Below are 26,704 nucleotides of genomic sequence, written 5' to 3'. Positions count from 1 at the left end.
GACAGCCGCTGATCACCAGACCTCCGGGGCGGCCTCGATACCGCCAAGCATCCGCCGCCCCGGGGGCCCAACCCCTCCTGACCGAAGCCAGAAGGAGAAAGTCATCATCACCCGCTCCACCCCGGCCCCGCTGCCCGAACTCGCTGCGCTGGCCTCGCTCGGCACCATGCCCGGACTCCTCCGCCAGCTCTCCGGCCTCGGCGGCTGCACGCACCCGATCCGCCTCGACGGCAACCGCACCGAGTACGACGTGAACACCCGAACCGGCGAAATAGGCAACGTCCTCCACCACCTCGACTCCTCCACCCTCCCGGCCGGTCACCTCCTCGTCCGCTGCAACAACCGCCGTACGACCCGCTGCGCGGCCTGCGCCGAGGTCTACCGCCGCGACACATTCCACCTGATCACCTCCGGTCTGCGCGGCGGCAAGGGCATCCCGGAACGCGTCGCCGCACACCCCCGGGTCTTCGCCACCTTCACCGCTCCGAGCTTCGGCCCGGTCCACAACCGCCCTACCAGCCCCGCCGGTTCGGTCCGCCGCTGCCGCTGCGGCGTCCACCACGACCAGGACGACGCCGCACTCGGCACTCCGCTCCACCCGGACACGTACGACTACGAAGGGGCCGTGCTGTGGAACGCCCACGCCGGTCCGCTGTGGCGCCGCTTCTCCACCTACATGCGCCGTGAGGTCGCCAAGCGGGCCGGACTCCCACAGCGCGCGTTCCGCCGCTACGCCCGGGTCTCCTTCGCCAAGGTCGCCGAGTACCAGAAGCGCGGCGCCGTCCACTTCCACGCGGTCATCCGCATCGACGGTCCCGAGGGCGGCGACACCCCGCCTCCCGCCTGGGCCACCGCCGAACTGCTCACCGATGCCATCGGCGCCGCCGCTGCCCACGTCCGCGTGGACGGCCCGGTCATCGACGGCCGCGCCCACACCTTCACCTTCGGCCGCCAACTCGACGTACGCACCATCCGCAGCAAGGACTTCGACGGCGGCCAGGAACTCACTGACCGCGCCGTGGCCGCGTACATCGCCAAGTACGCCACCAAGGGAGCTGAAACCGCGACGGGTGCCCTCGACCGCCCACTGAAGTTCCTCGCCGAACTGGCCCAGCTCGACATCACCGACCATGCCGACCGACAGATCCGAACCGCATGGGCCCTCGGCGCACGCAAGGACCTCGAACACCTCCGGCTACGCGCCTGGGCCCACATGCTCGGCTTCCGCGGCCACTTCTCCACCAAATCCCGCCGCTACTCCACCACCCTCGGCGCCCTCCGCGACGCCCGCGCCGAATGGCGCCGTGCCCAACGCCATGCCCCGCCAACGCAACACGAGACCAGCACGACGTACGTCCTCGCCCACTGGGTCTTCGCCGGAACCGGCCTCTCCGACACCGAAGCCTGGCTTGCCGCCTCCCTCGAACCCGCTCCCGGAACGGAAGGAGAGCCAACCGCATGACCGACCGCTACCTGTCCGTCGACCAGGTCGCCGAGCTGCTGGGTACGACCGCGCGCTTCCCTCGGCGGCTCATCGAGGAGCGGCGCATCCGGTACGTGAAGGTCGGCCGGCACGTGCGCATCCCGGAGAGCGCGCTTCAGGAGTACCTCGCCTCTCGGACCGTGGAGCCGATCCGTCTCCGCCGCACCGGACTGCGGAGGGCTGCCTGATGGCCAACAAGAAGGGCAGGCGCCGACGCTTCGGCGCGGTGCGGCAGTACCGGTCCGGCACGTGGACGGCGTCGTATCTCGCGCCTGACGGTGAGCGGGTGCGCGCAGACGAGACCTTCGAGACCAGGAAGGACGCCGAGATCTGGCTCTCACAGGTCGAGGCGGACCTCAGCCGGGGCGACTGGCGCTCTCCCGATGCGGGCGCGGTGAACTTCCGCGTGTACGCCGAGAAATGGGTCGAGGAGCGGGAGTTGGCCGTTCGCACGGTCGACCTGTACCGACACCTCCTCCGCCTCTACATCCTCCCGACTTTCGGCACGCTCGACCTGGACGAGATCACCGCACCCCGCGTCCGTGAGTGGCGGGCGGAGCGGCTGCGGGCAACGAGCGCCAAGACGACTGTTGCCAAGGCGTACCGGCTACTAAAAGGCATCCTGGAGACGGCCGTTGACGATGACCTGATCAGCCGCAACCCGTGCCGGATCAAGGGCGCCGGAAAGGAGTCCGCCGCTGAGCGCCGGATCGCCACCGTTGCTCAGGTCGACGCCCTTGCCGACGCGATCGGTATCCGCTGGCGCTTCATGGTCTACCTCGGGGCGTACGGACCGATGCGGCCCGAGGAGTTGGCCGGCCTCCGGCGCCGAGACGTCGACCTCGACAACCTCGTGATCCGCGTCCGTGTCGCCGAGCCCGAGCGAACCAACGGGCAGCGTGCTCCGGGGGCCACCAAGTCCGACGCGGGGGCCCGCCTCGTTGTCCTTCCGGCCTTCCTGGAGAAGGAGGTGAAACGCCACCTCGCCTGGTACGCGGAGAAGGGGCCTGACGGTCTCCTCTTCGTCGGCGAGAAAGGGGCGGCCTTCCGCCGCACATCCTTCGGCCGGAAATGGCGGCGCGCCCGGGTCGTCGTAGGTCTCCCGGACGGCTTCCGCTTCTACGACCTTCGCCACACCGGACACACCCTGTCGACGCGCTCTGGCGCCACCCTCAAGGACACGATGGTTCGCGCGGGTCAGTCCTCAGAGAAGGCCGCGCTGATCTACCAGCACTCCGACCAGGAGCGGCAACGGGAGGTCGCCGCCGGGCTCGATGATCTGGTGCGCGCCGAGCGTGCGAAGCAGGAGCAGCGCATCGACCTTGGGGATTAGGTCTCGGATCACGCGTAAGGGAAGGTTCCAAACCTTCCCTTACGGACGCCAGTTGGCGAACGGTAGTGACCTGACATGGCTGGAGGAAATTCATGAAACAGTCTGTTAGCGCTCAAGTAGCCTGAACTTCCTATTCGAGACGGGAAGGCACATGAGTAGCGTCACTCCGCAGCAGTACCGTAAGGCCGTCGAGAAGATGGTCGCCGACTATCGGGCGGCCGGGCCGATCGAGACGAAGCAGCGCAGGTACCGGTCGGTCCTCATTGGGCATGGTTGGTGCAACGAGGTGCACCGTCTTGCAGAGGCGTCCTTGCATCTTGTTGATCGGGGATACAGGCATGAGGCACTGCCTCTGCTCCGCACCATGTTCGAGACCACCATCAGCCTGCACTGGCTCTCGCAGAAGGGTGACGCTGGTGCGCTCGGAGTATTTGCCGAGGGGGCCCGCTTGAATCGGGCTGCTGCTGACGACATGCAGAAGGGGTTCAATGTGCCGCAGGACCTCATCGACTCGATCAAGGGTGCGCCAGCCGAGAAGACCGACGAGAGTGAGATCTTCCGCAGGTTCCAGGCGCAGTGCGATGAGATAGCCCCCAACCGGGAGCTGTACTCCGTGTACCGCTTCCTCTGTAGCTATGCGCACCCCAGCGCAACCAGCGCCTCTGAGTTCGTCGAGTGGACGACCGAGCCGCCCAGCCTTCGGACCCAGCCCAAGGCGAGTGTCGGCTCTTTGGTGGAGGTTACCCTCGCCATGTGCTTGATTTGGGCGGGCCGGGCCTTCGACGAGATGATCAACGGGAAGCCGCGCAAGAAGTTCCTGCGCTCGGTTGCGAGGGAAGTCAGGTTGGCTCCGATGCTGCCTCCGGTGAACTAGCCAAGTGGTGCGGTCGACCGTAGTGGTGCGGTTGTGGTGCGCCACCCGTCCACCGGTCTAGACAACAAAGAACCCCCGGGTCCATGACCTGGGGGTTCGTATTAGAGCGGGTGACGAGAATCGAACTCGCACTCTCAGCTTGGGAAGCTGATGTTCTACCACTAAACTACACCCGCATTTGGTGCCGATCATGAAGTCGGCGCCTGAGCGCTCGCCCACTGTACCCCATCGGCGCGGCACCGGGCCCGGGTGTTTCCGGGCCCGGTGAGGGGCGCTGCGGGTGTCCGGCAGAGCCCCTCCGGTCGTCAGTCGCCGGCCTTCGTGAGCGAGGTGTCAGCCGTTGCTGCCGCTGCCGCTGCCGCTGCCGCTGCCGCTGCCGCTGCCGGTGGCGTTGGTGTTGGCGCTCGGTGGGCCTGCGGGGCGTATTGCCTGTCCCGCTGCCCTTGCTACCAGGACTGTCCCTGTGACCGTCGCTCCGGCGTACAGCGCCCCCAGTCCGGCGACCAGGGCGATCTTCCAGACGTCCATGTCGGACAGCTTGTCGATCAGGTCGCCCAGCATCACGAGGACGACTCCCAGCAGGGTCGTCGCGATCAGGAACACCCCGAACACGACGATCATGTTGCTCGTGTCGGTGACGCGGTCCACGGCGGTCTTGGCGTCGGTCGCGCGGTTCCGCATCTCCGTTTGGTTGGTTTCGATGGTGCGTCTCATGTCGGACAGTGCGCCGTCGATCCTCTGGCGCTCGCTGTCGACCTCGGCGCGGAGGTCCTTGACGTTGCGGAAGTAGGACAGCCCGCCGTCCTCCGTGTGCCGGCCCGCCCCGAACAGCGTGCTCAGATGGTCGAACCCCACGTTGGCCACGGAGTTTTCCGGCACCCGTTCGATGTCGAAGAACTGTAGATAGGCGATCGCGTCGCCTTTTCGCATCGTGATGTTCTTCGGGCCGACATTCGCCACGATGAAGTAGAGCCGTTCGTCGGCCTTGAGGCGCCAGTCGCCGTTCTCTGTGTCGAACTCCCGGCCGTAACCGGGGTGCACGGTCGAGCCGTGCAGAATGAGAAGACCTTTGGCCGCGAGGCCGAACCTGTCGCCGATGGTCGCGGTGACGTCGAAATCGAGTGAGAATCTCTCTATCGTGGATATCAGCGCGGTGTCACCCGGGGCCAACGTGAACTCGGACATCACGTTGTCGCCCTTGATGGCCGTGTACTTGGAATCCCCGGGGTTGTCGGGAATTACCAGCAGGTCGTCGCCGAGCCGGACCGAGTAGCCCGCGCCGAGCAGCTGTTCGGGCTTCCAGGACGTCGACCGGAAGATGCGTTCGGAGCTCTGCAGCTCGGTGAGCAGTTCTTGTTGGGAGAGGAGGCAACCGGGGCGCTGCGGGCGCCGATCACTATCAGCAACCATTGCCTGGCCTTCCTTTGCGGTCTGCAGTGGGCCACAACGGCGCCCACCTTACGGCGAACTCGCCTAGTGTGGAAGGATTTTGGAGTGCACTGTGTGATGGAACGGGTTGGGGTGAGCTGCGGGAACGGACTGTCCGGAGAGGCGGCAGAGCCAAGGGGAGGCGGCTGGGTGAGGAGCGCGGCTACGATCGAGGTGTTACCCCTGCCTCGACAGAGGCTCGACAGAGGCGGGGCGACGGTTCATGACCCCGCGCCAGACAGACCCGATGAGGCCAAGAGGAAAATGACGAGCAGGTCAAAAAATGCCCCATGGGCCAATGACTTGATTCGCGAGGATCCTATGTTCGGCAAAGATCTCTTCGCAGATGAATCTCACTTCGACTTGCGTTTCGTAGAAGACTACGAAAAGATCACGGAAATTGTTCGGGCGCTTCGCGTCCTGGGCATGCGAGTCGTTTTGACGAGTGGTTCCTTCGATATTATCCATGAGGGTCATTCGATGTATCTGGAGGCTGCCCGAAAATACGGTGAATTCCTTATCGTCGGCCTCGACAGTGACGAGAAGATCAGGCAGCGCAAGGGCCCCAACCGTCCCGCCGTCCCAGAGATGGAGCGGTTGCGCATGGTGACCCATCAGCGTGGTGTCGGCCTCGTCACCCTGAAGCAGGTCGACCACCCTCGCTGGGGTCTCATCGATGCCGTCCGCCCCGATGTGCTGGTCGCCACGGCAGACACCTACACGGCCCGGGAGATCGCCGAGCTGGAGGAGAAGTACTGCGTCCACGTCGAAGTGCTGGACCGTATGGCGACCGTCAGCACCTCCGCCCGCCTGCGCCGCCTCCAACTGGGGCTCACCGAGTTCGCCGACGGCAGCGGGCCCGCTCCCGGACAGCAGCCTCCCGGCAACCCGGCCTGAACAGCAGCTTCCCGGCCGCTCGTCCTGGACGATGACGCGAAGAGACGCGAAGAGACGCGAAGAGACGCGAAAACACAGAGTGATCGACGTAGAGATCGACAGAGAGACAGAGGGACTCGGGCGCCTGTGAAGCAGACGATCCTGTACCTGCCCGTGGTGCACGCCGGTTACGAGGCGTTTCTCCAGCGGCACGCCGACTCCGACGAGATCCTGATTCTGGGTCGGCGATTCAGCGATGTGTTTCCCAAGCTCGCCAAGGAGATCCGGGCTCTGAGTCCGGAGCGTGCGGTGGAGCACGCCCGCCTGATCGTTCCGGACACGCGGGTGCTGTTGGTCGAGCCGGCCGACCTGGCCGATGCCGTACGGGCCGGCCTCGTCGTCCTGCCGGACGAGGAGATCATGCACCGGCTCGTCGAGCTGCCGGACTTCCCCGACAAGGCCCAGCTGCGATTCGAGACGACGTTCCTGCGCTGGGACCGGGAGTGGAGCCGCGCGACCAAGCCGGTCCGTTTCGACTACCGGATCTCGCGGTCGAGTCTGGACCGCCGGTTCATGGTTCGGACGGAGCGCGAATCGCGCCGTAGTTCGGACTGGTGGCGGCAGGTCGGCGCGGCGGCCGTACGCGATGGCGAGATCCTCAAGGTCGCCCACAACCACCACCATCCGACCGAGTACGCGCCCTACATCGACGGCGATCCGCGCAACGACTTCAGCAGAGGGGTGCGGCCGGACCTGTCCACCGCCATCCACGCCGAGGCGTCCCTGGTGGCCGCGGCGGCCCGCGAGGGGCTCGGCCTGGCGGGTTCGGACCTCTACGTCAGTACGTTTCCGTGTCCCGCCTGCGCCCGGCTCGTCGTCGAGGCCGGATTCCAGAGATGCTTCTTCGCGGGCCCCTACTCGATGCTGGACGGGGAGGAGATCCTCCGCTCGGGAGGCGTCGAGCTGATCTGGGTCGACATGACCTCCGACGATGCCCCCACCGACGCCGCTGCCCCCGCCGGCTCCCCCGACACCGCCAACTCCGCCAACACCGCCGGCTCTTCCGGTCCCGTCGGCCCTTCGAGCTCCTCTAGCGGCCCGGCGCCGACGTGAACTTCATGCGGACCGGGACGAACTCCTCATCGGCCGCCACCTCGCCCTGGCCCGTGAGCACATGCACATGCAGGTGCCTTATGGTCCCGCCCGTGTACCGGCAGTCGCCGTTGCGGACGCCCACGCCGTAGTGGTCCAGGCCGTACCGGTCCTTCGTGGATGCCAGGACCTCCCAGAAGTCCGCGCGGGCCTCGGCGGAGAGGTCCAGCAGATCGGTGGCGTGCTCCTTGGGGATGAGCAGCAGATGCACCCGTGTCCCGGCGTACGGGAACTCGTTGGGCGTGACCATCCAGTGCGCGGTCTCCCAGAGGATCTGCTGCTTCTCGTGCTTGCGCAGGACGTCCGGGCAGAAGAGGCAGATGCCCTCGCTGTCCAGCCGCTCCATCTCCGCGCGCTGCTCCGCCGTACGGCAGTTGCCGAAGTAGTACAGGTTCACGCGGGCACCCTTTCGAAGCGCAGGAACGAGTGGGCCAACGCCGAGCCGCCCGCGTTTTCGCCAGTGTTCGCGCCCGGGCTCGTGCGCGCCTCGACATCGACTCGCGACGTCAGGGCGAAGCCCTCCAGCCACCCGGCGGGCATCCGGGAGTCACCCTCGACGTGAGTGTGCACCCGCGTCAGATAGATCCTGTCCACGGCGTGCAGAGCCTGCTGGTAGACGGTGGCCCCGCCGATCACGAACACCTCGTCCTGCCCTGACGCCCGCTCCAGAGCCTCGGCCTCGGCCAGTGCGGACGGGACGGAGGGCTGCCACCGTACGTTCTCCGCGTCGGGGCGGGGAGACGTGCTCACCACCACGCTGGTGCGGCCGGGCAGAGGGCGCCCGAGGCGGGCGACGATCGACTCGTGGGTGAGCCGCCCGAGCACCACGGCATGCCCGCGCGTGACTTCCTTGAAGTACCGCAGGTCTCCCGGCAGATACCACGGCAGGTCCCCGTCGCGGCCGATGACGTCGTTCTCCGAGGCCGCGACGATCAGGGATCTCTTGACGGTCATGTCGCGACCGGAATGGACCCGATGGCGGCGTGCGCGTCGTAGTCGGAGAGATCGAAGTGTTCGCCACGGAATTCGTGGATGTCCTTCACCTGGCGTCCGCCCTCGTTGAGAGTGACCGTCGGCAGGCGCCGCGGCTCCCGTTCCAGCATGGCCTTCACGCTGTCGACCTGGTCCTCGTAGACATGGGCGTCGGAAATGGTGTGGTAGTAGCGCGCGGCCGGGATGCCCGTGAGGTGTTCCAGCATCAGCAGGAGGGCCGCGTACTGAATCATGTTGGACGGGACCCCGACGGGAACGTCCCCTGAGCGCTGGAACATGTGCAGGTGGAGTCGACCGCCGATGACCCTCACATGAACCCAGCCGTGACAGGGCGAAATCGTGGTCTTCGGGGTTTTTCCCGTGCCGCGGATCTGGTATTGCGGAATCCACGGGCTGACGAAGTGGGTGCGGTCGTTCGGGAGTTCGGTCAGTTGCTCCACCAGGTGCTTGAACTGGTCGAAGCCGTTGCCTTCCACGGTGGGGAAGTCGTGGAACGCCCCTCCGTAGGATCCGGGGCCCAGACCGCCCGGGGGAAGTCCGCGGCGTGACGTCTTCCCCTCACTCGCCCAGGGACCCCACCAGTCGCATCCGAACTCGGCCAGTTCGTCGAGGGTGGTCGCCCCGTTGATGAACGCGCAGAGTTCCCCGATGGGTTTGCGCCAGAACCTGGCCATGCTTCTCTCGGTGATGACCGGGAATCCATTGGCCAGATCGAAGCTCATGGTCTGCTGCATGAGGGTCAGGGCAGCCGGCCCTTGTCGCGTGGGCGTCGCGTCGCCGTGCTCCAGGATGGCACCCAGAATCGTACGGTACTGCGAATCCGGTGCACGGTCTGCGTACGCGGCGTACTCCACGAAATTCTCTTTCCCTGCTCGTTGTTGCGAAATTCTGCGCAAGATTCCGTTGCTTCAAATCCGGCTGTTCTGAATCCCGTTGCGGCAAAGGCCCGCTGCCGCAGTAAAGAACTACACGAGATCCTTGATGCTCACGCTCAGCGCGGACGCGATCTCCTGGAGGTGGGTCAGGCTGAGGTTGTTCACCTTGTCGCTGCTCTGTTCCCACTGCTTGAGCTGTTCGGGAGTGAATGCATTCGGAATCCTCGTGGATTCCGCCACCTGCCGACGGGTCATGTTCCGCAACTCGCGCAGTTCCCTGATGCGCGTGCCCACGCGGTGCTGTTCGAGTTCCTCCAGGGCGATCCTGCGCTGCAGCAGTTTCGGCTGCAGATCGACGATCTCCTGTTCGAGCCGCGCCGTGAGCTGGGTGATCGAGTCGTATCGCACCAGAGTGAGCGGCCCGGGAATTCCGGTCACCATTCGACTGATCCTGGTGTCGATGTGCGCGATCACCAGAATCGGGACAATGGCTTCCTGGGCGAAGACGAGTTCCTGGCCCGCGCCCGTACTCGGATGATGCGCGAGATAGATCAGGAGGTCGGAATTGATGACCCGGTGGCGGTCCGTCCGGAACACTTCCACATCCGGCACGGTGGTGTGGTGGACCGGGTCGGTCACCTTCCTGGGCTCGTACAGCCGGACGTTGTTGTCGGCGCAGGTGGCGGCCACGGCGTCGGAGATCTCGAACAGGTACTTCCGCTGGTCGGCGTCGAGTCCGGTCAGGGCGGAAGCCAGGTAGGCGTCGAGACGGCACTGGGTGGCCTGGGAACGCTGCGCGCCCGGCTCCTGGGCAACCGGAGGCAGGGGGTTGGGATGGGGCATCGCTACGATCCGTCCTGCCGTCCAGGTGATATTCGGGGCCCAGACTACTCCGTCACCTCGCCGCTACCGGGGCTGCGAGGCGCGGAAGTCGGGGCGTACGGTGTCGGTGCGGGTGAGGTCCCAGCGGGTTGGAGCGCCGTCCGCAGGGTCACCTCCCAGATGTCGTAATGTGGCTTTTGTCACGACGTAAGTAGCAGTTCAGGCGCGGTTCTTGGGGAAGGGACTCTTGGACTTGATGGAACGTACCGTCGTCCGTTGTGCCGAGGGGCACGTGTTCACCACCGCATCGCTTCCGATGCAGCAAGCTGAGCGGCTCGGCCCTGGCCGGCTCATCCGGTGCCCACGATGCGCCAGGCTTCGCAGCGTGGTCCCGGTCGCTCTGGAGAGGCAGCGTTAACCGGCGGTAGGTACTGCGTATCCTCGGGACGTGCTTCTCTCAGACATCGACGCGCGTCCCGAGTGCGGGCCCACCGCCCGCCGTTCCTCCCTCGACCTCCAGCCGACCCGGGTGTGAGGGCGGCGGCATGAGTGACATACGGGAGAACCTGTCCTACGAGACGTTCGGCGTCGCCGTGCGTGAGCTCGCGCAGACCATCGCCGACGACGGGTACGAGCCCGATGTCGTGCTCAGCATCGCGCGCGGCGGGGTGTTCGTCGCCGGGGGACTGGCGTACGCGCTCGACTGCAAGAACATCCACCTGGTGAACGTCGAGTTCTATACCGGCGTCGGGACCACGCTCCCCATGCCCGTCATGCTCGCGCCCGTCCCCAACGCCATCGACTTCTCCGCCAAGAAGGTCCTCATCACCGACGACGTCGCCGACACCGGCAAGACGCTCAAACTGGTGCGGGACTTCTGCCTGGGAGCCGTCGCCGAGGTGCGTTCCGCGGTGATCTACGAGAAGACGCAGTCCCTCGTGAAGTGCGAGTACGTGTGGAAGCGGACCGACGACTGGATCAACTTTCCGTGGAGCGTCCTGCCTCCGGTACATAGGTCTGGCGAGGCTCCGAAGGAGAACCGGGAAGCGGTCTGACGTGGGGCGCGAGACCGGGCCCGGTGGGGGTGTGGCGGTGCGGGGGCTGTAAGGGGTCGGCTTTCAGGGGGGAGGCCATGGGGTCCGGGCCGAACGCGTGCCGGTGCAGACCGTCCGGGTCGGTGACGACGATTCTGGATCTCGACGGGGAGTCGGCGAGGAATCCCCGTGCCTGCAGTTCTCTCACCCGCCGTCCGGCGGCCTCCCGGCCCATGCCCAGCCAGTCGCCGAGGTTCTCCTGCGTCACCTCCCTGATCTCGATGCCGAGAGGGGTGGGCACGCCCTCTGCCTCGGCCAGGCTCAGCAGGAGTCGACCGAGTCTGAGGCGGGCCGGAGCGCTCGCGATGACGACCCGGTGGTGGTCCGACTCCTTCAGCCGTGTGCACACGGTCATGGACAGCTTCCGTAGGATTCCCGGATGCTCCACGAGCAGTCCCTCGAACACCTCGCGTCCGTACCAGCGGGTGTATGTGCGGGTCAGTGCCGTCACGGTCGCGTTCCGGGGGCCGTGGTCCAGGAGGCCCATCTCGCCGATGAGTTCGCCGTCCCGGCGTGAGGCCAGATAGGTCGTGCGCTCGTTCTCGCCGTGCCAGAGCACGCGGCACCTGCCGTTGATGATCACGGCGGCCCGGTCGGCCTCGTCGCTCTGCCGGAAGATCGTGTCCCCGGGCTCGAACGGCTTCCGGGGGACCCTCCCCACCCGCTCCATGGCCTCGCGCTCGTCGACGGCGAGAGTCTCCCAAAAGGTCTTGTGTCTCACCCGGGGACTTTCTCCAACTCGTGCCGCGTAGTGAGGCAGTTGCATCTTTTTGTTCTGCTCTGGGTTGCTTCTATGTGTCTTCTAGGCACATGAGCAGACAGGTGTGACAGATGTCCGGAGAGCACGGGTCGCCCTACGGTCAGGCCCAGGACGTCCGCGGTGGACAGAACCAGGTGAACATCCAGGCGGGTGGCGGGATCACCATCGGGCCGGACGCGGTCGTGGCCGGCGGTGACGTCACCATCGTCCGGAAGGTGCAGCGGTGGGCTTTCGCGAACCCCTTGTTCGCCGGCGGCCTGGCGGTCGTCGTCCTGTCCGGCACGATCTGGACCGGGATCTCCCTGAGCACCGGCGACGTGGTCGACCGGTCGGTGGTCGACGAGGCAGGGCTCGACGGCGCCCGGCACACGGTCGAGCAGATCAGGGCGGCCGAACGGATCGGGGACGCGGCCTCCTGGTGCTATCTCACGCAGCCCGGTGACGGCACGTGCGAGACCGGCATGAGTACGGCGTTCACCGCGAAGTCGGCGTCGTACCGGGAGCGGGTGGACGAGGTCGGGGTCGGCGAGCCCGAGGAGACCGACTCCGGCGCCCAGACCATGCTCAGCTGGGACGGCAAGGAACAGGGCACGGTGCGCCTGGTCCGGTCCGGTGGGCGCTGGCAGTTGAACTCCTCCGACTACGGCTTGCTGAAGGTCTGCGGCGCCGGGGTGTTCCTCTCGCTGGTGGACGCGAGGAGCCAGCAACTCAAGTGCGGGATGTTCCAGATCCCGACGTCGTAGGGCCCCGGGAGGGCCCCGGTGTCCCGATGTCGTAGAGCCCCGGTCCGTGTCGTATGCCGTACTTCCTGCAGAAAGTGATGAGTGATGTCCGTCGTGTCCGCTCGCTCCCGGCCCGGCCGGTCCCAGCACGCCCCTCTGCTCTTCGTCGACATCCAGGGGTTCAGTTCTCGCAGTGACCGTGAACAGCTCCGCAGCCGGGAGGGTCTCTACGGCGAGTTGCGGGCGGCGTTCACCGACGAGTTGTGGCACCTGAGTCCCCATGAGGACCGGGGGGACGGTGTGTTCGTCGTCCTGCCGCCGGAACTGCCCGTGCGGGACCTGTTCACCGAGGTGCTGCCCCGGCTGGAACACGGGCTGGGCGCCCGGCGGCGCAGTGACCCCTTGCTGCGGCTGAGGATGGCCGTGCACGCCGGTGAGGTGCACCGCGACGGGCACGGTTTCGCGGGGAACGCGGTCAACCACGTCTTCCGGCTCTGTGACGGTGAGCCCTTGCGGCAGGCCATCGGTGAGGCCGTGAGCGACACAGCGGTCCTGGTGTCCGAGGTCATCCACGACGCGGTGGTGCGGGCGGGTCTGCCGGCGGTGGAGCCCACGACGTTCCACGCCGTCACGTTCCGGGTCAAGGAGACCCACGCCAGGGCCTGGCTGCATGTGGCCGGGGACAACGCCTGCGCGATGCGGATCGCCGGAGAGCAGGCCGCCCGGCAGGACGAGGGGCCGGACGAGGGGCGGGACGAGCCCCGGCGCGGCGGAGTGTCCGTCAGCGCGGGCCACGACGTGCGCATGGACGGTGCGGTCGTGGCGGGCGGTGATGTCCAGCTGGGTGCGCCGCTCGCACCGCGGTCGCGTTCGCGCTGGTGGCGCGGCGCGTGGTGACGGCGACCGACGAAGAAAGAAAGAAGAAGGAAGAGTGGAAGGGAAGAGGATGACGCAACAGCTCAGGGCCGTCTTACGAAGGAGTGCGGCGGCCGTCGCGGTCGTGGGGCTCCTCGGATGGGCCACCGCAGCGTGTGCCACGGGGCCGACCGCCAGGGCGGAGGTCTGCGAGGAGTACGACACGCTGGGCGGTCGCCTGGGGATCGGCGCGGTGTTCGGCAACCCGGTGTTCTCCGCCGCGGGGGACCTCGCGGACGTGGCCGACCGCTACGAGGGACCGGAGGACCTCTCCTCCGACGCGGAACGGCTGGACAGCATCTCGGACGCCGACGAGACCTCCACGGAGGAGTTGAGCGAGGCCACGGAGAGCGTCGCCGCGCTCTGCGGCCATCCGCTCGGGATCGGCACCACCGATCTGTCCACGTCTCCGTGACCGTGACCGTGAGCGTGAACTGACCCGGCACGAAAGACCGATCAGCGGGCCGCCGGCCCGACAACCCAGTGGTCGAGTGACGAGAAGAGGAAGTCGGATGAGCGTCGAAAAGGTGTTGATGGGGGCGGGCACGGCCCTGTTCGCGGTCATGGCCGTCCTGATGAAGGTGGGGACGACGAGCCTGGGCCTGTTCGTCACGTACGGCGTGCTCGCGATGGCCGGCGCCGGTGCCGCGGCGGCCGGGAAGAAGATGCGCGACCAGAGCCGCAGCCGGTGAACGGGACGTCGTCCGGCGCCTCGGACGGGATTCCCGGGGCGCTGCTGGGCGTTCTGGCCCTGGTGGCCTTGGTGGTCCTCGCCGTGCTGTGGGGGAAGGCCAAGGACTACGGCAGGGCGAAGGCGAAGCAGCATGTGTTCGCCCGGCGTGATCACCGCGACGGGCAGGAACTGGTCGCCGAGGAACTGCACTTCGACCTCGTGGCGGAGCCGCGGGAGATCCGGGAGGCGTTTCTGTCGTCCGTACGGCTCGCCCCGCAGTGCCCCAAGGTCCTGGCCGACGCGTACGTTCTGGAGGCGACGGACGACGAGGTGCTCGTCGCGTTCGGCAGCACTCTCGGCGGCCGTACCTTCACCGCCGGTCTCACCGTACGGAGGTCGGGGCCCGCGGAAATGGACGGACCGTCGGCGGGGCGCGGGCGGGTGGACGCGGTGTGGTCCGTTCGCACCTGGACGCTGTCCGACGGGGTCGTGAGCGGGGTGAGCGTGCTGCGCCGGCTCCGGGAGGACGTCGAGGCCGCACTCCGGGACGTCGATCCCGGTCTGCGGCTCGTCGCCCGGCGGCGGTCCGAGCCGGCCGTCAGGGACTGAGGAAACACCCTGTCAGGGCAAGGGCAGGGACTGAAAGAAGTACCGGGGGCCTCTGGGAAGGGGCCCCCGGGAAGGTCAGAACGTGCCCAGTTTCACGATCGACAGCAGGGCGATCAGCTGGATCGCCGACGCGCCCAGGGCCTTCGGCCAGGGGAGGTCGTGGGAGCGGCGGACCATGATGGTCAGCAGGACGCCTGCCGCTACCCAGGTCGCCCAGCCGAGGATCTGTACGAAGGGGGCGTCGCCGCCCGCGAACATCGCGACGAGGAGGCGGGGGGCGTCCGTGATGGACATGATCAGCATGGAGAGGCCGACCGTCGGCTGCCACGCGCCGTCGCCGCCGAGCTGGCGGGCCAGGGTGTGGGTGACCACGCCCAGGATGAAGGCGCTCAGGACCATCGCCACGCCCGTCGTCAGCACGATCGGGATCGCGTTGCTGAGCGTCGCGTTTATCGTGTCCTCGCGGGTGTCGTCGAACCCGAAGACGGCGATCAGGCCGTACAGGAACGTGACGACGAGAGCCGGGGCCCACACCTGGTAGTCGCGCATCTGGAGGAACGTGCGGTCGGGGGCGGTGACGATGCCCTTCAGCAGTTCCTTCCAGCGCAGGCGTGGACCGGACGGCGGGGCCGCGGCGGAGCCGGCGCGGTAGGTGTCGCCCTGGTTGTACGGGTCGTCGCCGGTGCTGAACGCCTGTGTGTGACCAGGGTTGTTGGCCGCGTACGGGTCCACGGGAGCGTTCGGGTACCCCTGCTGAGGCCCGTGTCCGTGTCCCTGGCCGCCGTCGCCGAAGTACTCCGGCTCGCCGTGTCTGCCCTGGCCGCCGGGCCCGCCGTAGCCGCCGCTGTCGGCGGTCGCCTGCGGGGGCCACTGCCCTCCGGCGCCGCCCGAGCCGCCGTACGACGGCTGTCCGCCACCGTACGGCTGCTGCTGAGGCGCGGAGGGGTAGCCGTACGACGGGCCGCCCTGTGGGGGCTGCTGGCCGTACGGCTGCTGCCGCGGTTGTTGTTGCGGTCGCGCTTGCGGGGGGCGGTTGTCCCGGCCGCCGCGTCCGATCCTGAATCCAGCCACGTCATCGAACGTACCTGGTCCCGGAGAGTGACGGGCGGGGCCGGGGGTTCCGGACCCCGCTTTGCTGCCGACCTGTGACATCCCCTAAGGGGGCCGGGATCCTTCCCCTAGGGAAAGGATCCCGTTTCTCTCCGTTACGGGAGCATCCCGTCGATCAGGCCCTCCGGCACCGCCGAGACCCCGGCCGTCGTGATCCCCGACGGCGAGCCGAGCAGCCGCAGCGAGCCCGTGCCGCCCGATACGTACAGGTCGGCCCTGCCGTCGCGGTTGGCGTCGCGCAGGCGCAGCTTCGCGCCGAACATGTCGCCGTCGGTGACCTCGCCGGGGATGCCGGCCGAGTTGCGGGCGAACCACTGCGAACCGGCGGTGGTGAGGCCGGCGGCGCGGCCGTACAGGACGTGGACCGCGCCGGCGTACGGCTTGTTGCCGATCCGCTCGCCGTACGCGCCGATCGCGAGGTCGCGGTAGCCGTCGCCGTTGATGTCGCCGGCGACGAGGTCCTCGCCGAAGGAGTCGTACGTCTCCGCGGTGTCCGCGACGCCGGCCGTGTTCTGGGTGAAGCGGGCGGACTTGGCGGGGCCGGCGGCGGCGCCGTACCAGACGCTCACCTCGCCCCGGTAGGAGGAGAAGAGGGGGGTGCCGATGGCGATGTCGCCCTTGCCGTCCTTGTTGAAGTCGGCGATGACGCCGTCGCCGCCGCGCTCGCTCTCGCCGCCGCTGCCGTTCTTGCGCTCCAGACGGAGGGTGCGGCCGGGGGCGAGTGTGGTGCCGCCCTTGATGAACCAGGCGTCCGAGGCGATGTACGTGTCGGTGACGACGTCGCCGATGACGACGAGGTCGGTCTTGTTGTCGCCGGTCACGTTGCCCGCGACCAGCCCGGTGACCTCGAAGTAGATGTTGTCCTTGTCCAGGGCGGTGACCGAACCTGCCACGCCCGAACGGGAGATGGTGCCCCGGTAGACCCACGCCTTGCCGCCCGCGACGAGGGCCAGGTCCTTCTTGCCGTCCCCGTTGAAGTCGCCGACCGCGAGGTCCGCGCCCATCCGGCCGTACGAGGTGTTCGACCGGGCGGGGATGTTGGTCCCGCCGGAGAGGCCGGACCTGCTGCCCCACAGGACGGTGACGGTGCCCTGGTTCACCCGCCCGGCGACGTCCTCGCCGGTGGCGGCGACGGCCAGGTCGCCGTACCCGTCGGCGTTGAAGTCGGCGGCGGCCCTGACCTCCCCGAACAGGTCGTCTGCCTCGTCGGAGCCGGGGACTCCGGCGCTGTTCTGGCTGACGTACTGGACCTTGGTGCCCGGCCCGTTCGCCGTACCGAAGGTGATCTTGACGGCGCCGCCGGAGAACTCGTAGTCGGCGCCGTAGGAGTACTCGGCGTAGTCGCGGTAGCCGTCGCCGTTGAAGTCGTCGGCGAACTTGGCGGCGGCAGCGGCGGCGGGCGTGCTGAGGGCCAGGGGCGCCAGGCCGGTGGCGAGCAGGGTGGCGGCCAGGGCTGCCGTGGTGATGCGCTTGCGTCGCATGAATGGTCTCCCCGTTGCAAGGTGTGCGTGTGTCGGCACGGTGGTCGGTCCGTGCGTGGTCAGTCCGTGAGTACGGGGGAGACTGTCGACGACGGCCGATGGTTGTACGGGAGTCGGGTTTTTTTCGTCCGCCCCCGCACATCCCTGCATCCCCGCATCCCCACGTCCCTACAGGAACTCCGAGCTGGAGAAGGTCACGGACGGCTTGGCCGCTACTGTTCCGCTCTTCATCCCGGGGTAGACGGCCACCTCGTCCCAGGTCTCGCCCCGGTACGTCCGTACCGCGAGGTCGTCCCGGCCGTCGCCGTCGAAGTCGCCGACCGTGAGCACCCGGGTCGTGCCCCGGGTGGGCGGTGCGACGGTGACCATGCCCGCCGTCGAGAGTCCGGTCGTCGCTGTCGGCGCCCGGAACACCTTCAACCGGGAGCCGCTGGACACGAGTTCGTCGCGGCCGTCGCCGTCGAAGTCGCCGGTGTCGAGCATCGAGCCGGGGGAGGCGAGGGTGCCGGAGGTCGCGTCGGGGAGGTCGTAGCGCAGGGACGTCCTCCCCATGGAGCCCACCGCCGCGTCCAGGTCACGTCCCTTGCCGAAGCGGCCGAGGGCGACGTCGATGCCCTCGGGCAGCACCGTCCCGGTGCGGGTGGGGCCGTTCGGGCCGCCGAGGACGACCGCCGACTTCGAGGTGCCGTCGGCCGTACGGACGACCAGGTCGTCGTATCCGTCGTGGTTCACGTCGGCCGCCGGGCCCGTGGGGACGTTGCCGGGGGCGGCGATCGGTGCGCCGGCCTTCTTCGGGGCGCCCTTGCGGGTGAACGGGCCGCGCAGATAGCTGAGTTGGACGTCAGAGGCGTGGACGACGAGGTCCTGGGCGCCGTCGCCGTCGAAGTCGCCGCACACCGGCTGGTCGGGCCAGTCGTTGCCGGCGCGTGCCTCGCCGGGGATCGTGAGGGCGACCGCGCGGCCGGTGAGGCCGTCCGGGGAGCCGAAGAGGAGCTGGAGGGGTACCGGGGGTTGGCCCTGCCCGTCGTACGGGGGGTCTGTCGACACGACCAGGTCGGTGAAGCCGTCGCCGTCGAGGTCGCAGGTCGCCTCCGCGTCGAAGACCGCCGGCAACTGGCCCTTCGTACGGGCTGCTTGACGGGCCGGGCTCAGCAACTGCCGGGCGCCGGGGACGAGTCCGCCCGGAGAGCCGTAGACGATGCCGATCCCGGCGTCGTCCGTGTGGAGCTGGTCCTTGACCAGGTCGCCCAGGACCAGGTCGCGGTGGCCGTCGCCGTTGAAGTCGTCGGCGGTCTTACTGCCGTCGCCCTGCGGTATCGGGCGTCGGGCGGGGGCCTTGGCGACCTGCACGGGGGTGTCGGTGGCGGCTGCTCCGTCGTCGCCGGAGAGGGGGCCGCAGGCGGTGAGTGCCACCAGGGCGCCGAGGGCCGCCAGCCCGCCGGTGGCCGCCGTACCCCGACCGCCTCTTCGTACGCGCACCCCGTACCCCGCACCTCGTCCGGACCGTTGACCCCGTTGGCAACTACTCGGTAATGATGCACGTGTTCGAGATGCGGCGACAGCCCCGTGACAGGGCGACAGCCCCCTGCCCGTACGAGGGGCAGGGGGCTGTCGGTGGCACCTGGACCGGCGGTTACTTCACCGGTTGCGGCTCCGGCGCATTCTCCGTCTCCGGCTCGTCCGCCGGGGGCTCGTCGTCCGCCGGGGTCTTCACGGACTCCAGGAGCAGCTGGGCGACGTCCACGACCGTGATGGACTCCTTCGCCTTGCCGTCGTTCTTCTTGCCGTTGACCGAGTCGGTCAGCATGACGAGGCAGAACGGGCAGGCCGTCGACACGATGTCGGGGTTGAGCGAGAGGGCCTCGTCGACCCGCTCGTTGTTGATGCGCTTGCCGATCCGCTCCTCCATCCACATCCGCGCGCCGCCGGCGCCGCAGCAGAAGCCGCGTTCCTTGTGGCGGTGCATCTCCTGCTGGCGCAGGCCCGGGACGGCCGACATGATCTCGCGCGGGGGCGTGTAGATCTTGTTGTGGCGGCCCAGGTAGCAGGGGTCGTGGTAGGTGATGAGGCCCTCGACCGGGGTGACCGGCAGCAGCTTGCCGTCGTCGATGAGGTGCTGGAGCAGCTGGGTGTGGTGGATGACCTCGTAGTCGCCGCCGAGCTGCGGGTACTCGTTGCCGATCGTGTTCAGGCAGTGCGGGCAGGTCGCGACGATCTTCTTGGCCGACCTGGGCTTGCGGGACTCCTCGGTCACCTTGCCCTCGTCGTCCGTCTCCTCGCCGAACGCCATGTTCAGCGCCATGACGTTCTCCATGCCGAGCTCCTGGAACAGGGGCTCGTTGCCGAGGCGGCGGGCGGAGTCGCCGGTGCACTTCTCGTCGCCGCCCATGATCGCGAACTTGACACCCGCGATGTGGAGGAGCTCGGCGAACGCCTTGGTGGTCTTCTTCGCGCGGTCTTCCAGGGCGCCGGCGCAGCCGACCCAGTACAGGTACTCGACCTCGGTCAGGTCCTCGATGTCCCTGCCGACGACCGGCACCTCGAAGTCGAGCTCCTTGAGCCATTCCAGGCGCTGCTTCTTCGCCAGGCCCCAGGGGTTGCCCTTCTTCTCCAGGTTCTTGAGCATCGTGCCCGCCTCGGACGGGAAGGCGCTCTCGATCATGACCTGGTAGCGGCGCATGTCGACGATGTGGTCGACGTGCTCGATGTCCACCGGGCACTGCTCGACGCAGGCGCCGCAGGTGGTGCAGGACCACAGGACGTCCGGGTCGATGACGCCGTTCTCCTCGGCGGTGCCGATGAGGGGGCGTTCGGCCTCGGCGAGGGCGGCGGCCGGTACGTCCTTCAGCTGCTCCTCGCTCGCCTTCTCCTCGCCCTCCGCCGTCTTGCCGCCGCCTGCGAGCAGGTAGGGCGCCTTGGCATGGGCGTGGTCCCGCAGCGACATCATCAGCAGCTTGGGGGAGAGGGGCTTGCCGGTGTTCCAGGCCGGGCACTGCGACTGGCAGCGACCGCACTCCGTACAGGTGGAGAAGTCGAGCAGGCCCTTCCAGGAGAACTGTTCGACCTGGCTGACGCCGAAGACGTCGTCCTCGCCGGGGTCGGTGAAGTCGATCGGCCTGCCGCCGGACGTCATCGGCTGGAGGGCGCCCAGGGCGGTGCCGCCGGTCGCCTCACGCTTGAACCAGATGTTCGGGAAGGCGAGGAAGCGGTGCCAGGCCACACCCATGTTGGTGTTGAGCGAGACGACGATCATCCAGACGAAGGACGTCCCGATCTTGATCATCGCGGTGAGGTAGATCAGGTTCTGGAGGGTCGCCGTGCTCAGGCCCTTGAAGGCCAGGACCAGCGGGTACGAGGCGAAGTAGCCGGCCTCGTAGTGCTCGACGTGGTGGATCGCGCCCTCGAGGCCGCGCAGCACGTAGATCGCGAGGCCGATGGTGAGGATGACGTACTCGACGAAGTACGCCTGGCCCGCCTTGGAGCCCGCGAAACGGGACTTGCGGCCGGGGCGCGAGGGCAGGTTCGCCAGGCGGATCGCGATGAGCACGGCGATGCCGAGGATCGTCATCACGCCGATGAACTCGATGTACATCTCGAACGGCAGGAAGCCGCCGATGACCGGCAGCGTCCAGTCCGCCGAGAAGAGCTGGCCGAAGGCCTGCGCGAGGGTCGGCGGCAGGGTCAGGAAGCCGACCGCCACGAACCAGTGCGCGAAGCCGACGATGCCCCACCGGTTCATCCGGGTGTGGCCGAGGAACTCCTTCACCAGCGTCACGCTGCGCTGGTAGGGGTTGTCCGTCCGCAGTCCGGCCGGGACGGGCTGGCCGAGTTTGAAGTACCGGACGAACTGACCGATGGCGCGTGCGAGCAGCGCGACGCCGATCACGGTCAGGACGAGCGACACGATGATCGCGGCGAGTTGCATGGAAGGGCTCCTCAGGCCTGCGCGTTGCTGGGTATTACTAAGCGGTAACTTAGGCAGTCTGTCAGAGACTACCCAATATCCTGGCCCGCACTGTAGTCAGCCGCGGAGTGATCTGGATCGCTGAGGCTTACCTGAGTCGTCGATCGGCCCGGATCGGAACCGATCGGATCAGACGACGTGCTGACGATGTTGCTTCGTGTTATTCGTACAGAATTGTTACGTTTGCGCCTACCGTGAACCCGTGCTCTACGGGATCCTCGCCGCCATCGCCGCCCTGTTCCTCGCCGCCGTCCTCGCCGCCCTCCTTCGGACACTCGCCCTGCGCCTCGGCGTCCTCGACCGGCGCCGGGCGCGCCCCCTGCCCCTGCTCGGCGGACTCGCGGTCGTGCTCGCGACGGGGCTGGTCGCCGGGGCGGGGGAGTGGACCGGGTACGCCCCCCTGGGGGACGGCGTCGGTGAACTGCTCGTCGCCGGTGCGGGCGTCGGCGCGCTCGGGCTGGCGGCCGACGTGTGGCGGGTCAAGGCGCGGTTCCTTGTCGTCGGTACGGCCGTCGCGGCCGCGTTCGTGGTGCCGTACGGGGAGTTGGGGTTCGGGGTCGGGCTGCTCGCTCTCTGCTGGATCGTGTTCGTCACCCTCGCCTTCCGGGCGCTCGACCACGCCGACGGGCTGCTGGGGACGGTCGGGGTGCTGACCGCCTTCGGGGTGGGCGCGTGCGCCGCCGTCGAGGTGCTCGACGGGCTCGCCGTGCTGCTGAGCGTCCTGGCCGCCGCGCTCACCGGGTTCCTGATGCACAACTGGCATCCCGCGCGGATCGCGCTGGGCGCGTGCGGGTCCCTGTTCACCGGGTTCGTGCTGGCCTCGGCCGCGGTGGTCGTGCGGACCGGGCACGAACTGGCCTCCAGCGCTGGGGTGTTGTTCGCGCTCACCGCCGTCGCCGGTGCGGACGTGGTGCTCGTGGCCGTGTCGCGGCGGGTGGCCGGACGGCCCTTGTCGCGCGGGGGTCCGGACCATCTCGCGCACCGGCTGCGGCGGCTGGGGCTCACCCCGCGCGGGGCGGCCGTGCTGCTCGGCGCGTGTGCCTTCGGGGCGGTGCTGACGGGGGTGCTCGCACACGGCGGATGGGCCGGGGAATCGGGGCTGTGGTGGGTGGCGGGGGTGGCCGGGACGGGGGTGGTGGGGCTGCTGAGAGTCCCCGTGTACGGGCTCCGGAGGCCTCCGGCCGTGCAGTCGGCGCAGGTCAGGGCGCCATTGCGCGTAAGGAACGGATAAGAGTTGAGTGTGGTCGACTCAGCTCTGTTGACCACGCGCCGGGAGTGATGCACACTTGAGCCTGTTCCACTCAAGTCATGGCTCGTCATGGCTTGCGTCATAGCTCAAGTCATTGCTGCTGGAGGAATTGAAATGGCACGTGCGGTCGGCATCGACCTGGGCACGACTAACTCCGTCGTCAGCGTTCTGGAGGGCGGCGAGCCCACCGTCATCACCAACGCCGAGGGTGCCAGGACCACGCCGTCCGTCGTCGCCTTCGCGAAGAACGGTGAGGTGCTGGTCGGCGAGGTCGCCAAGCGCCAGGCGGTCACCAACGTCGACAGGACCATCCGGTCGGTCAAGCGCCACATGGGCACCGACTGGAAGATCGAGCTCGACGGGAAGAACTTCAACCCGCAGCAGATGAGCGCGTTCATCCTGCAGAAGCTGAAGCGCGACGCCGAGGCCTACCTGGGCGAGAAGGTCACGGACGCGGTCATCACCGTCCCGGCCTACTTCAACGACTCCGAGCGCCAGGCGACGAAGGAGGCCGGCGAGATCGCGGGCCTCAACGTCCTGCGCATCGTGAACGAGCCGACGGCCGCCGCTCTCGCGTACGGCCTCGACAAGGACGACCAGACGATCCTCGTCTTCGACCTCGGTGGCGGCACCTTCGACGTGTCCCTCCTGGAGATCGGTGACGGCGTCGTCGAGGTGAAGGCCACCAACGGTGACAACCACCTCGGTGGTGACGACTGGGACCAGCGCGTCATGGACTACCTGGTCCAGCAGTTCCGCGCCGGCCACGGCGTGGACCTGGGCAAGGACAAGATGGCCCTCCAGCGCCTCCGCGAGGCCGCCGAGAAGGCCAAGATCGAGCTGTCCTCGTCCACCGAGACCTCGATCAACCTGCCCTACATCACGGCGTCCGCCGAGGGCCCGCTGCACCTGGACGAGAAGCTCACGCGCGCCCAGTTCCAGCAGCTGACGGCCGACCTGCTGGAGCGCTGCAAGACGCCGTTCCACAACGTCATCAAGGACGCGGGGATCAACCTCTCCGAGATCGACCACGTCGTTCTCGTCGGTGGCTCCACCCGTATGCCCGCCGTCGCCGAGCTCGTCAAGGAGCTGACCGGCGGTCAGGACGCCAACAAGGGCGTGAACCCGGACGAGGTCGTCGCCATCGGCGCCGCGCTCCAGGCCGGTGTCCTCAAGGGCGAGGTCAAGGACGTCCTGCTCCTCGACGTGACGCCGCTGTCCCTCGGTATCGAGACCAAGGGAGGGATCATGACGAAGCTCATCGAGCGCAACACCACGATCCCGACCAAGCGTTCCGAGATCTTCACGACGGCCGAGGACAACCAGCCGTCCGTCCAGATCCAGGTCTACCAGGGCGAGCGCGAGATCGCGGCGTACAACAAGAAGCTCGGGATGTTCGAGCTGACGGGCCTGCCGCCGGCCCCGCGCGGTGTGCCGCAGATCGAGGTCGCCTTCGACATCGACGCCAACGGCATCATGCACGTCACCGCCAAGGACCTCGGCACCGGCAAGGAACAGAAGATGACCGTCACCGGTGGCTCCTCGCTGCCGAAGGACGAGGTCGACCGGATGCGCCAGGAGGCCGAGCAGTACGCGGACGAGGACCACCGTCGCCGCGAGGCCGCCGAGACCCGCAACCAGGGCGAGCAGCTCGTCTACCAGACGGAGAAGTTCCTCAAGGACAACGAGGACAAGGTCCCCGGCGACATCAAGACCGAGGTCGAGGCCTCGATCGAGGAGCTGAAGGCCGCGCTCAAGGGCGAGGACGTCGCCGAGATCCGCACCTCCACGGAGAAGGTCGCCGCCGTCTCGCAGAAGCTGGGCCAGGCGATGTACGCCGACGCCCAGGCGGGTCAGGCAGCCGGCGCCGGTGACGACGCTCCCGGCGCCGAGGCCCCGAAGGCCGACGACGACGTGGTGGACGCCGAGATCGTCGACGACGAGCGCAAGGACGGTGCCGCGTGACGGAGGAGACTCCGGGCTTCGACGAGAAGCCCGACGTCCCTTCCGGCGCCACCCCCGACGACGCCGAGCCGAAGGCCGCCCCCTCTTCGGAGGGGGCGGCCCCGGCCGGGGACGCAGCAGCAGCACAGGTCGCCGGTCTGACGGCACAGCTGGACCAGGTTCGTACGGCGCTCGGTGAGCGCACCGCGGACCTCCAGCGGCTCCAGGCCGAGTATCAGAACTACCGCCGCCGGGTCGAGCGGGACCGGATCGCGGTCAAGGAGGTCGCCATCGCGACCCTCCTGACCGAACTCCTGCCCGTGCTCGACAACATCTCCCGGGCGAGGGACCACGGCGAACTGGTCGGCGGGTTCAAGTCCGTCGCCGAGTCGCTGGAGTCCGTCGCCGCGAAGATGGGCCTGCAGCAGTTCGGCAAGGAGGGCGAGCCCTTCGACCCGACGATCCACGAGGCCCTGATGCACTCGTACGCGCCGGACGTCACGGAGACGACCTGCGTGGCGATCCTGCAGCCGGGCTACAAGTTCGGCGAGCGCAACCTGCGCCCCGCGCGGGTCGCGGTGGCCGAGCCCCAGCCCGGGGCGACGCCGGCCGAATCAGGGTCGGCCGACACGGCGGACGGCAAGGAGAGCGGTGGCCCGGAAGAGGGCTGACGTGAGCATTGAAGTGGGGCACTCCGGAGAGGAGGGACGTCGAGGATGAGCACCAAGGACTTCATCGAGAAGGACTTCTACAAGGTCCTCGGCGTCCCCAAGGACGCCACCGAGGCCGAGATCAAGAAGGCGTACCGGAAACTCGCCCGCGAGTTCCACCCGGACGCCAACAAGGGCAACGCCAAGGCGGAGGAGCGCTTCAAGGAGATCTCCGAGGCGAACGACGTCCTCGGTGACCCCAAGAAGCGCAAGGAGTACGACGAGGCCCGCGCCCTCTTCGGCAACGGCGGCTTCCGCCCGGGGCCGGGCGCGGGCGGCGGCTCCTTCAACTTCGACCTGGGTGACCTCTTCGGAGGCGGCGCCCCGGGCGGGGCCGGGTCCGGCTCCGGTGGCGCCGGCGGCTTCGGTGGCGGCATCGGAGACGTGTTCGGCGGCCTCTTCAACCGGGGCGGCGGCGGGACCACCCGTACGCAGCCCCGGCGCGGCCAGGACATCGACACCGAGGTCACGCTGAGCTTCACGGAGGCGGTGGACGGCGCGACGGTCCCGCTGCGCATGACCTCCCAGTCACCGTGCAAGGCGTGCTCGGGCACCGGCGACAAGAACGGCACGCCGCGCGTGTGCCCGACCTGCGTGGGCACCGGCCAGGTGGCGCGCGGCTCGGGCGGCGGTTTCTCGCTCACCGACCCCTGCCCGGACTGCAAGGGCCGGGGCCTGATCGCGGAGCACGCCTGCCTGGTGTGCAGCGGCTCGGGGCGCGCCAAGTCCTCGCGGACGATGCAGGTGCGCATCCCGGCCGGGGTGGCGGACAACCAACGTATCCGCCTCCGAGGCAAGGGCGCACCGGGTGAACGGGGCGGCCCGGCAGGCGACTTGTACGTCACTGTTCATGTCGACTCCCACCCGGTCTTCGGCCGCAGGGAAGACAACCTGACGGTGACGGTGCCGGTGACGTTCGTCGAGGCGGCACTCGGCGGCGAGGTCAGGGTCCCGACCCTGGGCGGCCCGCCGGTCACCCTGAAGCTGCCTCCGGGCACGCCCAACGGGCGCACGATGCGCGCGCGGGGCAAGGGCGCGGTCCGCAAGGACGGCACCCGGGGAGACCTGCTGGTCACCGTCGAGGTGAGTGTGCCGACGGAGCTGGCGGGGAAGGCTCGTGACGCACTGGAGGCGTATCGCGAGGCGACCGTGGACGAGGATCCGCGGGCGGAGCTGTTCGAGGCGGCGAAGGGAGCCTGACCGAGATGGACGGTCGTCGACGCAATCCGTACGAACTGACGCAGGAGACACCGGTCTACGTCATCTCGGTGGCGGCCCAGCTGTCCGGCCTGCACCCGCAGACCCTGCGCCAGTACGACCGCCTGGGCCTGGTCTCCCCCGACCGCACCGCCGGCCGGGGCCGCCGCTACTCGGCCCGCGACATCGAACTGCTCCGCACGGTGCAGGCACTGTCGCAGGACGAGGGCATCAACCTGGCCGGCATCAAGCGCATCATCGAGCTGGAGAACCAGGTCGCCGCGCTTCAGTCCCGGGTGGCGGAGATGGAGTCCGCCCTGGACGGCGCCGCTGCGGCTATGCAGCAGCGGGAGGCGGCGGTTCACGCGTCTTACCGGCGGGACCTGGTTCCGTATCAGGAGGTCCAGCAGACGAGTGCGTTGGTGGTGTGGCGGCCGAAG

General features: G+C 68.4%; 27 protein-coding genes and 1 tRNA gene. 17 read left to right on the top strand and 11 right to left on the bottom strand.

The genetic code is table 11. From position 1 onward, the window contains the following. Positions 1–166 precede the first annotated feature (166 nt). The 4 genes from STRTUCAR8_RS41530 to STRTUCAR8_RS41515 all read left to right on the top strand — a co-directional run bounded on the left by STRTUCAR8_RS41530 (position 167) and on the right by STRTUCAR8_RS41515 (position 3,690). Entirely contained in the window at positions 167–1,462 is a 1,296-nt protein-coding gene (locus tag STRTUCAR8_RS41530) for a replication initiator (RefSeq protein WP_006382407.1), read from the top strand. Then, the gene (locus STRTUCAR8_RS41525) at positions 1,459–1,671 is read left to right on the top strand and encodes an excisionase family DNA-binding protein (protein ID WP_006382409.1); all 213 of its coding nucleotides are present in this window, start codon (positions 1,459–1,461) and stop codon (positions 1,669–1,671) included. Before STRTUCAR8_RS41530 ends, STRTUCAR8_RS41525 begins: the two co-directional genes overlap by 4 nt. Next, positions 1,671–2,816 (top strand): tyrosine-type recombinase/integrase, encoded by a 1,146-nt coding sequence (locus STRTUCAR8_RS41520; protein WP_006382396.1) that lies wholly within the window; start codon positions 1,671–1,673, stop codon positions 2,814–2,816. Before STRTUCAR8_RS41525 ends, STRTUCAR8_RS41520 begins: the two co-directional genes overlap by 1 nt. A gap of 151 nt (positions 2,817–2,967) precedes the next feature. After that, positions 2,968–3,690 carry a DUF5677 domain-containing protein gene (locus STRTUCAR8_RS41515; RefSeq protein WP_006382387.1) on the top strand — a complete coding sequence of 241 codons (723 nt, stop codon included), beginning with the start codon at positions 2,968–2,970 and terminating at the stop codon, positions 3,688–3,690. Between the two features lie 105 nt (positions 3,691–3,795). On the opposite strand, the gene STRTUCAR8_RS41510 is transcribed toward STRTUCAR8_RS41515, so the two are convergent. Beyond that, a tRNA-Gly gene (locus STRTUCAR8_RS41510) sits at positions 3,796–3,866 on the bottom strand. A gap of 157 nt (positions 3,867–4,023) precedes the next feature. Continuing rightward, the gene (locus tag STRTUCAR8_RS41505) at positions 4,024–5,100 is read right to left on the bottom strand and encodes a dCTP deaminase domain-containing protein (RefSeq protein WP_006382420.1); all 1,077 of its coding nucleotides are present in this window, start codon (positions 5,098–5,100) and stop codon (positions 4,024–4,026) included. A gap of 96 nt (positions 5,101–5,196) precedes the next feature. Between STRTUCAR8_RS41505 and STRTUCAR8_RS55485 the strand changes: the two genes are divergently transcribed. Both STRTUCAR8_RS55485 and STRTUCAR8_RS41495 read left to right on the top strand, forming a co-directional pair. Continuing rightward, positions 5,197–6,015 carry an adenylyltransferase/cytidyltransferase family protein gene (locus tag STRTUCAR8_RS55485; protein ID WP_338399712.1) on the top strand — a complete coding sequence of 273 codons (819 nt, stop codon included), beginning with the start codon at positions 5,197–5,199 and terminating at the stop codon, positions 6,013–6,015. Between the two features lie 126 nt (positions 6,016–6,141). Then, complete coding sequence (locus STRTUCAR8_RS41495) at positions 6,142–7,107, top strand: deoxycytidylate deaminase (protein ID WP_006382410.1); 966 nt, start codon at positions 6,142–6,144, stop codon at positions 7,105–7,107. On the opposite strand, the gene STRTUCAR8_RS41490 is transcribed toward STRTUCAR8_RS41495, so the two are convergent. The 4 genes from STRTUCAR8_RS41490 to STRTUCAR8_RS41475 all read right to left on the bottom strand — a co-directional run bounded on the left by STRTUCAR8_RS41490 (position 7,085) and on the right by STRTUCAR8_RS41475 (position 9,857). Further along, entirely contained in the window at positions 7,085–7,543 is a 459-nt protein-coding gene (locus STRTUCAR8_RS41490; protein WP_006382411.1) for an HIT family protein, read from the bottom strand. The two genes, STRTUCAR8_RS41495 and STRTUCAR8_RS41490, sit on opposite strands and share 23 nt — an antisense overlap. Next, positions 7,540–8,100, bottom strand: a complete 561-nt coding sequence (locus tag STRTUCAR8_RS41485; protein WP_006382397.1) for a dihydrofolate reductase — start codon at positions 8,098–8,100, stop codon at positions 7,540–7,542. The genes STRTUCAR8_RS41490 and STRTUCAR8_RS41485 overlap by 4 nt, the downstream gene beginning before the upstream one ends. Next, positions 8,097–8,993 (bottom strand): thymidylate synthase, encoded by an 897-nt coding sequence (gene thyA / locus STRTUCAR8_RS41480; protein ID WP_006382393.1) that lies wholly within the window; start codon positions 8,991–8,993, stop codon positions 8,097–8,099. The genes STRTUCAR8_RS41485 and thyA overlap by 4 nt, the downstream gene beginning before the upstream one ends. 111 nt (positions 8,994–9,104) lie before the next feature. Continuing rightward, positions 9,105–9,857: a helix-turn-helix domain-containing protein gene (locus STRTUCAR8_RS41475; protein ID WP_006382426.1), complete on the bottom strand. Its 753-nt coding sequence runs from the start codon at positions 9,855–9,857 to the stop codon at positions 9,105–9,107. A 524-nt stretch (positions 9,858–10,381) separates the two neighbouring features. Between STRTUCAR8_RS41475 and STRTUCAR8_RS41470 the strand changes: the two genes are divergently transcribed. Further along, entirely contained in the window at positions 10,382–10,891 is a 510-nt protein-coding gene (locus STRTUCAR8_RS41470; RefSeq protein WP_006382395.1) for a phosphoribosyltransferase, read from the top strand. Here the strand turns inward: STRTUCAR8_RS41470 and STRTUCAR8_RS41465 are convergent. Further along, positions 10,815–11,651: a Crp/Fnr family transcriptional regulator gene (locus STRTUCAR8_RS41465; protein ID WP_078507474.1), complete on the bottom strand. Its 837-nt coding sequence runs from the start codon at positions 11,649–11,651 to the stop codon at positions 10,815–10,817. The two genes, STRTUCAR8_RS41470 and STRTUCAR8_RS41465, sit on opposite strands and share 77 nt — an antisense overlap. 110 nt (positions 11,652–11,761) lie before the next feature. Between STRTUCAR8_RS41465 and STRTUCAR8_RS41460 the strand changes: the two genes are divergently transcribed. From STRTUCAR8_RS41460 to STRTUCAR8_RS41440, 5 genes are all read left to right on the top strand, one after another. After that, positions 11,762–12,433 (top strand): hypothetical protein, encoded by a 672-nt coding sequence (locus STRTUCAR8_RS41460; RefSeq protein ID WP_006382425.1) that lies wholly within the window; start codon positions 11,762–11,764, stop codon positions 12,431–12,433. 93 nt (positions 12,434–12,526) lie between these two features. Then, a complete protein-coding gene (locus STRTUCAR8_RS41455) occupies positions 12,527–13,309 on the top strand; it encodes a nucleotidyl cyclase domain-containing protein (RefSeq protein ID WP_006382419.1) in 783 nt (260 codons plus the stop codon). A gap of 49 nt (positions 13,310–13,358) precedes the next feature. Continuing rightward, positions 13,359–13,742 (top strand): hypothetical protein, encoded by a 384-nt coding sequence (locus STRTUCAR8_RS41450; protein ID WP_006382414.1) that lies wholly within the window; start codon positions 13,359–13,361, stop codon positions 13,740–13,742. Positions 13,743–13,839: 97 nt separating this feature from the next. Then, positions 13,840–14,019: a hypothetical protein gene (locus STRTUCAR8_RS41445; protein ID WP_006382417.1), complete on the top strand. Its 180-nt coding sequence runs from the start codon at positions 13,840–13,842 to the stop codon at positions 14,017–14,019. Next, positions 14,016–14,609, top strand: coding sequence for a hypothetical protein (locus STRTUCAR8_RS41440; protein WP_006382422.1), 594 nt, complete (start codon positions 14,016–14,018; stop codon positions 14,607–14,609). Before STRTUCAR8_RS41445 ends, STRTUCAR8_RS41440 begins: the two co-directional genes overlap by 4 nt. A 75-nt stretch (positions 14,610–14,684) precedes the next feature. Here STRTUCAR8_RS41440 and STRTUCAR8_RS41435 read toward each other — a convergent pair whose 3' ends face one another. The 4 genes from STRTUCAR8_RS41435 to STRTUCAR8_RS41420 all read right to left on the bottom strand — a co-directional run bounded on the left by STRTUCAR8_RS41435 (position 14,685) and on the right by STRTUCAR8_RS41420 (position 21,125). After that, positions 14,685–15,761 (bottom strand): Yip1 family protein, encoded by a 1,077-nt coding sequence (locus STRTUCAR8_RS41435; RefSeq protein ID WP_044473784.1) that lies wholly within the window; start codon positions 15,759–15,761, stop codon positions 14,685–14,687. A 53-nt stretch (positions 15,762–15,814) separates the two neighbouring features. Further along, positions 15,815–17,200 (bottom strand): FG-GAP and VCBS repeat-containing protein, encoded by a 1,386-nt coding sequence (locus tag STRTUCAR8_RS41430; protein WP_006382391.1) that lies wholly within the window; start codon positions 17,198–17,200, stop codon positions 15,815–15,817. Positions 17,201–17,368: 168 nt separating this feature from the next. Then, positions 17,369–18,679 (bottom strand): FG-GAP repeat domain-containing protein, encoded by a 1,311-nt coding sequence (locus STRTUCAR8_RS41425; RefSeq protein WP_006382388.1) that lies wholly within the window; start codon positions 18,677–18,679, stop codon positions 17,369–17,371. Positions 18,680–18,833: 154 nt separating this feature from the next. Further along, positions 18,834–21,125, bottom strand: coding sequence for a heterodisulfide reductase-related iron-sulfur binding cluster (locus tag STRTUCAR8_RS41420; protein ID WP_006382421.1), 2,292 nt, complete (start codon positions 21,123–21,125; stop codon positions 18,834–18,836). A gap of 241 nt (positions 21,126–21,366) precedes the next feature. Here STRTUCAR8_RS41420 and STRTUCAR8_RS41415 point away from each other — a divergent pair, with 241 nt between their 5' ends. From STRTUCAR8_RS41415 to STRTUCAR8_RS41395, 5 genes are all read left to right on the top strand, one after another. After that, positions 21,367–22,395 carry an MraY family glycosyltransferase gene (locus STRTUCAR8_RS41415; RefSeq protein ID WP_006382427.1) on the top strand — a complete coding sequence of 343 codons (1,029 nt, stop codon included), beginning with the start codon at positions 21,367–21,369 and terminating at the stop codon, positions 22,393–22,395. 132 nt (positions 22,396–22,527) lie between these two features. Further along, complete coding sequence (dnaK, locus tag STRTUCAR8_RS41410; protein ID WP_006382412.1) at positions 22,528–24,378, top strand: molecular chaperone DnaK; 1,851 nt, start codon at positions 22,528–22,530, stop codon at positions 24,376–24,378. Beyond that, on the top strand, positions 24,375–25,028 hold the full coding sequence (grpE, locus tag STRTUCAR8_RS41405) for a nucleotide exchange factor GrpE (protein WP_006382408.1): 654 nt from the start codon (positions 24,375–24,377) through the stop codon (positions 25,026–25,028). The genes dnaK and grpE overlap by 4 nt, the downstream gene beginning before the upstream one ends. Positions 25,029–25,073: 45 nt before the next feature. Further along, positions 25,074–26,267, top strand: coding sequence for a molecular chaperone DnaJ (gene dnaJ / locus STRTUCAR8_RS41400; protein ID WP_006382416.1), 1,194 nt, complete (start codon positions 25,074–25,076; stop codon positions 26,265–26,267). A 5-nt stretch (positions 26,268–26,272) separates the two neighbouring features. After that, positions 26,273–26,704 (top strand): heat shock protein transcriptional repressor HspR (locus STRTUCAR8_RS41395; RefSeq protein ID WP_044473783.1); only part of this gene is annotated, 432 nt, incomplete at its 3' end.

This window comes from Streptomyces turgidiscabies Car8 (genome assembly GCF_000331005.1).
Classification (GTDB): domain Bacteria; phylum Actinomycetota; class Actinomycetes; order Streptomycetales; family Streptomycetaceae; genus Streptomyces; species Streptomyces turgidiscabies.
This window is presented reverse-complemented; position numbering and strand designations above follow the sequence as displayed.

Excerpts from the sequence above, each read along its gene's own strand:
- STRTUCAR8_RS41530 (WP_006382407.1), top strand. The coding sequence starts at position 167 with ATGCCCGGACTCCTCCGCCAGCTCTCCGGCCTCGGCGGCTGCACGCAC.
- STRTUCAR8_RS41525 (WP_006382409.1), top strand. The coding sequence starts at position 1,459 with ATGACCGACCGCTACCTGTCCGTCGACCAGGTCGCCGAGCTGCTGGGT.
- STRTUCAR8_RS41520 (WP_006382396.1), top strand. The coding sequence starts at position 1,671 with ATGGCCAACAAGAAGGGCAGGCGCCGACGCTTCGGCGCGGTGCGGCAG.
- STRTUCAR8_RS41515 (WP_006382387.1), top strand. The coding sequence starts at position 2,968 with ATGAGTAGCGTCACTCCGCAGCAGTACCGTAAGGCCGTCGAGAAGATG.
- STRTUCAR8_RS41505 (WP_006382420.1), bottom strand. The coding sequence starts at position 5,100 with ATGGTTGCTGATAGTGATCGGCGCCCGCAGCGCCCCGGTTGCCTCCTC.
- STRTUCAR8_RS55485 (WP_338399712.1), top strand. The coding sequence starts at position 5,197 with ATGGAACGGGTTGGGGTGAGCTGCGGGAACGGACTGTCCGGAGAGGCG.
- STRTUCAR8_RS41485 (WP_006382397.1), bottom strand. The coding sequence starts at position 8,100 with ATGACCGTCAAGAGATCCCTGATCGTCGCGGCCTCGGAGAACGACGTC.
- STRTUCAR8_RS41475 (WP_006382426.1), bottom strand. The coding sequence starts at position 9,857 with ATGCCCCATCCCAACCCCCTGCCTCCGGTTGCCCAGGAGCCGGGCGCG.
- STRTUCAR8_RS41470 (WP_006382395.1), top strand. The coding sequence starts at position 10,382 with ATGAGTGACATACGGGAGAACCTGTCCTACGAGACGTTCGGCGTCGCC.
- STRTUCAR8_RS41460 (WP_006382425.1), top strand. The coding sequence starts at position 11,762 with ATGTCCGGAGAGCACGGGTCGCCCTACGGTCAGGCCCAGGACGTCCGC.
- STRTUCAR8_RS41450 (WP_006382414.1), top strand. The coding sequence starts at position 13,359 with ATGACGCAACAGCTCAGGGCCGTCTTACGAAGGAGTGCGGCGGCCGTC.
- STRTUCAR8_RS41445 (WP_006382417.1), top strand. The coding sequence starts at position 13,840 with ATGAGCGTCGAAAAGGTGTTGATGGGGGCGGGCACGGCCCTGTTCGCG.
- STRTUCAR8_RS41435 (WP_044473784.1), bottom strand. The coding sequence starts at position 15,761 with ATGTCACAGGTCGGCAGCAAAGCGGGGTCCGGAACCCCCGGCCCCGCC.
- STRTUCAR8_RS41430 (WP_006382391.1), bottom strand. The coding sequence starts at position 17,200 with ATGCGACGCAAGCGCATCACCACGGCAGCCCTGGCCGCCACCCTGCTC.
- STRTUCAR8_RS41420 (WP_006382421.1), bottom strand. The coding sequence starts at position 21,125 with ATGCAACTCGCCGCGATCATCGTGTCGCTCGTCCTGACCGTGATCGGC.
- dnaK (WP_006382412.1), top strand. The coding sequence starts at position 22,528 with ATGGCACGTGCGGTCGGCATCGACCTGGGCACGACTAACTCCGTCGTC.
- dnaJ (WP_006382416.1), top strand. The coding sequence starts at position 25,074 with ATGAGCACCAAGGACTTCATCGAGAAGGACTTCTACAAGGTCCTCGGC.